The sequence below is a fragment of the Flavobacterium sp. 1355 genome, assembly GCF_017833415.1.
GTDB lineage: Bacteria > Bacteroidota > Bacteroidia > Flavobacteriales > Flavobacteriaceae > Flavobacterium.
On the sequence record NZ_JAFICC010000022.1, the window covers coordinates 52,473 to 59,196 of the forward strand.

Here is a 6,724-nt window from a genome sequence, read left to right on the forward strand (position 1 = left end):
ATTTTATAAAACATTAAAATGAAAAATATATATAAAATATTAATCGCATTTGTTGGTGTGTTGGCAGTTTCATGTAATGCTGATGCTGTTGATGAAAGAACAATTCTTGATGCTGTTTCTACACCAGAAATTACTGCTCCGGCAACAGGACAAAGTTTTGTCTTAGATGTTAATAAAGCATCTGAGGAGGTTGCTAAGTTTACTTGGTCGGCTGCAGAATATTCTTCTCAGGTAGCAATAAAGTATACTCTGTTAATAGATAAAAAAGGTGGCGATTTTACAGCCGCAAAAACTCTGGCAACAACTACTAATGGTGCTAAAGAAGTGTCTGTACTTGCAAAAGATTTAAATCAGGCAGCAATTGATTTAGGAGGACAACCAGAAGTTGCAGCCGAATATGATGTGAAAATTGCATCAAATGTTTCTGGTGGATTTGTTCAGTTATCAAAAGGTTTAATTACAATGACTGTAACTCCTTACACAGGAAAAGTTCCTTATGATTTTAATGATTGGTACTTAGTTGGTGATGCAACTGTTTCGGGCTGGGATAATAATAAAGGAAACCAAATTTTGTTCAGAAGTGGAACAAATGTTAATGAATATGTGTTCACAGGATTCTTTAAAAAAGGATATTTTAAAGCTATTAAAAACTTAGGTAATTGGGCTCCAATGTACGGAGGAGCTAACGGTTCTTTGGTTTATAGAGGAACAGATGCTGATGCAGATCCTGCAAGCTTCGAAATTCCTGCTGATGGATACTACAAATTTAAAATGGATGTTCAAAAGTTAACCTACACATTGACAACTTACGATGCATCTGCTGCTATAAGTTATGCGACAGTTGGTATTATTGGAAGCAGTACTGCTAAAGGTTGGGATGCTTCAACTGCAATGGTAAAATCTTCTTTTAATGGTCACATTTGGTCTCTTGGTGTAACTTCATTAAATGATGGTGAAATGAAATTTAGAGCAAATGATGCTTGGGATGTTTCTTGGGGAGGAAAAACTCCTTTCTCAGGAGGAGGAACTGGTGACAATATACCAGTATCAAAATCTAAATATGTTATTTATTTTAATGATTTGGACGGAAGTTATTTAATGATTCCTAATCAATAATAAAACTTTCTTTATACAAAGAGGGCTATCTGTAAGGTAGCCCTTTTTTAATCAGACTAACTAAACCAACCGTATTATGAAAAAAACTATACTATTACTATTTCTTTTGTTGTCAGCAATTTCTTTTGCGCAGCAGCAAACAGCAACATATTCCGTAAGCCCATCTACTTTCGACGAGACTACTTCTATAACAATTACAATTAACGGAAGCAGTATAAACGAATCAACTTGGGGTGTAACCGACAACAAATTGTATCTATGGGCTTGGGCTTTTGATACAAATGATACAACTCAGAAAGGCACTCCGGATAACGGGGCCTGGGACAACTCAAGTGATGCAAGCGTATTTACTTATAATGCCGGAGCAGATACGTATACAAAAACTATTACACCAACCACCTATTATAATACAACCAATATTGGAAAAATAGGTTTTTTAGTAAAAGCTAAAAACGGAAACGGAGATAAAAAATCACAGGATATTTTAGTCGAAGTTGGCTCTTTTCAGGTGACATTGACCGCTCCTTTGCAAAATAGTGCTACAATTATTACTTCTGGCTCCAACTTCAACATTGCAGCTACAAATACAAACGGGGCTGCGAGTTATACTTTAAAAGCCAACGGTACCACAATAAATACAATTGCAAGTACAGTTAATTATTCCTATTTGCATAATAACGTCATAAGTAATCAGAGTTACGAATTGTTGGCAACACAAGCAGGAGTTACTATTTCTAAAAAGTTTTCTGTAATAGTAAATCCAAATACGGTTTCTGAAGCCATGCCTGTGGGTTTAGTTGATGGAATTAATTATAATTCTGCTGATGCAACAAAAGCAACTTTGGTTTTAGATGCGCCGTTAAAAGATTTTGTTTACGTGGCCGGAAGTTTTAACAACTGGCAGCCTTCATCGGCGTATGCTATGAAAAAAGATCCGGCTTCAGGAAAATTTTGGTTAGAACTGACAGGATTAGTTTCGGGAACAAATAACACATATCAATATTGGGTTGTTGATGCCACTCCTTTAGCAAATTCACCAGCGATGGTAAAAACTGCTGATCCATATTCGACTTTAGTTTTATCACCTTATGATGACTCTACAATTCCTGCTGCAAACTACCCAAATTTACCGGCTTATCCAACCGGGCAAAATTTTGAGGTTACAGTTTTCAAGACAGGTCAGACTCCATATAACTGGCAGATTACGAATTTTACTAAACCAGAGAAAGAAAAGCTGGTAGTTTATGAGGTTTTGGTTCGTGATTTTGATGCTGCAAGAAATTATCAAAGTTTAATAGATAAGATTGATTATTTTAAAAATTTAAAAATCAATGCAATCGAGTTAATGCCTGTAATGGAGTTTGAAGGCAATGAAAGCTGGGGTTATAATACTTCGTTTCACATGGCTTTGGACAAGTTTTATGGTACTTCAGATAAATTAAAAGAATTAATCGATGTATGTCACCAAAACGGAATTGCGGTTATTCTGGACGTTGCCTTAAATCATGCCTTTGGAAGAAATCCGATGGTAAGAATGTGGATGAACGACCCGGATGGTGATGGTTTTGGTTCGCCAACAGCTGAAAATCCTTATTTTAATATGACAGCTAAACATACTTATAGTGTAGGAGAAGATTTTAATCATCAATCGCTAAGAACTCAAAATTATGTAGAGCGTGTAGTAAGACAATGGATTGAAGAATACAAAATTGATGGTTTTCGTTGGGATTTAACAAAAGGATTTACACAAGCATGTACTGACTCTGATGAATCTTGTACTAATGCTTATCAGCAGGATAGGGTAGATATTCTTAAAAAATATGCCGATTACTCGTGGAGTTTAGACCCGACACATTATACCATTTTTGAACATTTGGGTACAGATGCTGAAGAAAAACAATGGGCAGATTACAGAGTTAGCGAAACACCTGGTAAAGGAGTTATGATGTGGGGTAAAATGACAGATCCTTATAATAAATTGTCTATGGGATATACGAGTAACATTTCCAGAATGACAAGCTCAAGCCGCGGTTTTGTGGCAAACCGTCTAATGGGTTATGCAGAAAGTCATGATGAAGAACGATTAATGTATAAAAATGTTCAGTACGGAGCTTCTGCGGGAAGTTATAATGTAAAAACATTAAATACAGCATTGACAAGAATGTCGGCTATTGGAGCAGTTTCTTTATTAGTTCCCGGTCCAAAGATGATATGGCATTTTGGAGAATTAGGATGGGATGAATCTATTTTTACATGTAATAATGGTACTGTAAATGACTCGTCAGGAACTATTCCCGGAGATTGTAAATTAGACACAAAGCCACAGCCGCAATGGGTTGAAAACTGGCAGGGAGATTCAAACAGAAATAAAATTTACAATGATTGGTCAAAAATGATTACCCTTAAAATTGCAGAACCAGTATTTCTAGGAACACCAACTATTGCCAATGCAAATTCATTAAGCGTTAATATAAAAATTACCAATCCAAATCTGGCGGCAACGCAGCTAAAAGATGTTCTTATTGTGGCAAATTTTGATGTAACGACACAAAATGTTGCGACAGGTTTTCAATACACAGGTGTCTGGTATAATCTAATGGACAATACAACTATAAATGTTGCAGATGTAAATGCTCCGATAAGCCTTGCAGCAGGTGAATACAGAATTTATGGTAATAAACAGGCAAATTTAGCAATAGCTGATTTTGAAAAAGAGAATTCGGTTAATTTGTATCCTAACCCGGTTACAGATTATTTTACTTTAAATGTAACCACAACAAAAGTTCAGGTTTATTCTGTTACCGGACAATTGGTAAAAAGTTTTGCCACTCACGGAAATTTAGACTTTCAGTTTAATGTAGCAGATTTAAAAACCGGATTATATCTTGTAAAAGCTGTTGATGAAAATAAAAAAATACAGATGATGAAATTCATCAAAAAATAATGGTTTGTTAGTAATGGTGAAAGGGCTGTCTATAAATAGGCAGCCTTTTTATTTAAATCTGTTTTCAGATTATTTTTTCTTATTATTATATTCACCAATTACGGCAAAATAACCAAAAGTTCCCAGCCCTAAAACAATTAGCGGAGTCAGAATAAAAAGGATTATAATACCAAAAACCAAATCATCTTGTTTGTCTGAAAGTAATTTTGGTAATCCAAATTCGAAAACGCAAAAATAAGCAGCAGAAACTGCCAATATCACCCATATAACTCCTAAAGCTTGCTTAATTGTATTCATTTTTTTTAATTTAAAGGTGATTAGTTTTATTTTTATTATCGATGTAAATCATTCCAATTACAAAACAAACCGAAGCGATAATGATAGGATACCAAAGCCCATCAAGATAAAAATCAGTTTTACCCGAATCCTTTGCTTGCGATACAAGATAAGTAGAAATAGCAGGAAGTAAACCTCCAAAAATTCCATTTCCAACATGATAAGGTAATGACATCGAAGTATACCTGATTTTTGTCGGAAACATTTCTACTAAAAATGCAGCAATTGGCCCATAAACCATTGTCACAAATAAAACCTGAATGAAAACCAAAAATATTAACGTCCATTCATCACTGGAATTAATGGTAACAGAAATGCTTGTTTGTGCTTCTTTAGTAGGAATATATGATTTTTTTTCTACAGCGGTTGTACCGTCAGTATATATTTTTTGAGTTGTTAGTGTATAACCTCCACTATTTTTATTTTCAATTGATTTTGTTGTTTTATCTGTGATTTCTGTTTTATAGCTAATGTCTGTTGTATTATACATCATTTTATAAATAGGCCTGTAAAATAAAATTGCCAGCAGCATACCGCTCATCATAATGTACTTTCTGCCAACTTTGTCACTCAGCCATCCAAAAACAATAAAAAATGGTGTACCTAATAATAAAGCAATTCCCAATAGGGTGTCTACCTGAGAAGAGTCAATATTCATTACGGTTTTCATAAAACTCATGGCATAAAATTGCCCTGTGTACCATACGACACCCTGTCCCATTGTAGCGCCAAATAAGGCCAGTAAAACAAATTTTAAATTATATCGGTTTCCAAAACTTTCTTTTAACGGATTGGCACTTGTAGTTCCTTCTTTTTTTGCTTTGGCAAAAACAGGTGACTCATCCATGTTTTTACGTATCAAATAAGAAACACCAACCATAACAATAGAAACCCAAAAAGGAACACGCCATCCCCAGGAATCAAAATCTTCAGCAGATAAAGCATTCTTTGTTGCCAGAATCACCATCAGTGAAATAAATAACCCAACTGTTGCGGTAGTCTGAATCCAGGAAGTCCAATATCCTTTTTCTCCCACAGGAGCATGTTCGGCTACATAAGTAGCTGCACCGCCATATTCGCCACCAAGCGCAAGCCCTTGTAATAAGCGCAGGATCAGTACTAATAAAGGAGCCAAAAAACCTATAGTTTCATAACTCGGAATACAGCCAATTAAAAATGTAGAACCACCCATTAATAATAAGGTAGCCATAAAAGTATATTTACGACCAATGATATCGCCAAGTCTGCCAAAAAATAAAGCACCAAAAGGGCGTACAACAAATCCGGCAGCAAAAGTGGCCAATGTAGATAAAAATGCAGCTGTTGGATTGTCACTTGGGAAAAATTTGGTTGAAATTACAACAGCAAGACTTCCAAAAATATAAAAGTCATACCATTCAATCATTGTACCCATAGATGAGGCCGAAATTACTTTCCAAATGCCTTTTGTTGAAGTTTTACTCATAAAACGCTCTGTGTTTTTGATGCTAAATAAAATTATAAAGTATGATTTTACGAATATATAAGATATTTTTTTATTTAGTTGATACTTTTTTAACAAAAACAAAATAATTGTTGACTTTACACTTTTTAATAGTAATTTGAGTTTTCATGAACTAAAAAAAAAGGTTTCAGAAACTAGCCAGAGAGTAAATTTTGGAGTAAGACAATATAAAATAAATCTGCCTAACAGAAATGTTGTACTTGGGGTAAAAGAGACATCATCTTTACAACATAGCCAACGGTTGAAACCGTTGGGACAAATATTATTACCGATTATATTGTCACAATCGTATCCCAAGGTTGAAACCTTGGGCTATGGTGGAAGATGATAAATTGATTGTAGTGCGGTGCTCAGGAAAATTAGAAAATTAGAAAAAACAAAAAACCCACTCAGTGAGTGGGTTTTGGTGGTGCCTCCAGTCCCGAGGCTTCGGGAGAACCAGGGACAAATTAAGATTTTCTCTTCGATAAGATATCTTTTAAAATAGATGGATCTGCGATTATTTTGTTGTTGAAAATTTTACTTTTCATTCTTTTAATGAAACTTTCAAGATATATAGCTTCTTCTTTATTACTGCAGATAAAAGTCAGGACCACTTCCCAATCATTTGCAATTTTGGTAAAAGAATTTAAATAGAAATGATTTTTATGTTTTGAAATTCTTTCCTCTAAGTTGGTTGTTTGTCCTATGTAAAATTTTTCAGAAGAATTTGAATACAGTATATATAAGGGATGAAGCACAAAGCTTGGGGAGGAAATGTCAAAATAAAACAAGAACTTTGCAATCTAAGAATTTTATATGACCCCTATAGAGCTTTTGAAGTT

The 6,724-nt window shown here is 34.6% G+C and carries 5 protein-coding genes; 2 read left to right on the forward strand and 3 right to left on the reverse strand.

Annotated elements, in window-relative coordinates; translation table 11 throughout:
* The first annotated feature begins 18 nt into the window (after positions 1–18).
* Positions 19–1,116 carry a SusE domain-containing protein gene (locus tag JOD96_RS21625; RefSeq protein ID WP_209566316.1) on the forward strand — a complete coding sequence of 366 codons (1,098 nt, stop codon included), beginning with the start codon at positions 19–21 and terminating at the stop codon, positions 1,114–1,116.
* Between the two features lie 76 nt (positions 1,117–1,192).
* Positions 1,193–4,060: an alpha-amylase family glycosyl hydrolase gene (locus tag JOD96_RS21630; protein ID WP_209566317.1), complete on the forward strand. Its 2,868-nt coding sequence runs from the start codon at positions 1,193–1,195 to the stop codon at positions 4,058–4,060.
* 69 nt (positions 4,061–4,129) lie between these two features.
* On the opposite strand, the gene JOD96_RS21635 is transcribed toward JOD96_RS21630, so the two are convergent.
* The 3 genes from JOD96_RS21635 to JOD96_RS21645 all read right to left on the reverse strand — a co-directional run bounded on the left by JOD96_RS21635 (position 4,130) and on the right by JOD96_RS21645 (position 6,640).
* Complete coding sequence (locus tag JOD96_RS21635; protein WP_209566318.1) at positions 4,130–4,357, reverse strand: DUF6814 family protein; 228 nt, start codon at positions 4,355–4,357, stop codon at positions 4,130–4,132.
* 10 nt (positions 4,358–4,367) lie between these two features.
* Complete coding sequence (locus tag JOD96_RS21640) at positions 4,368–5,861, reverse strand: MFS transporter (protein ID WP_209566319.1); 1,494 nt, start codon at positions 5,859–5,861, stop codon at positions 4,368–4,370.
* Positions 5,862–6,349: 488 nt separating this feature from the next.
* The gene (locus JOD96_RS21645) at positions 6,350–6,640 is read right to left on the reverse strand and encodes a GIY-YIG nuclease family protein (protein ID WP_209566320.1); all 291 of its coding nucleotides are present in this window, start codon (positions 6,638–6,640) and stop codon (positions 6,350–6,352) included.
* Positions 6,641–6,724 lie beyond the last annotated feature (84 nt).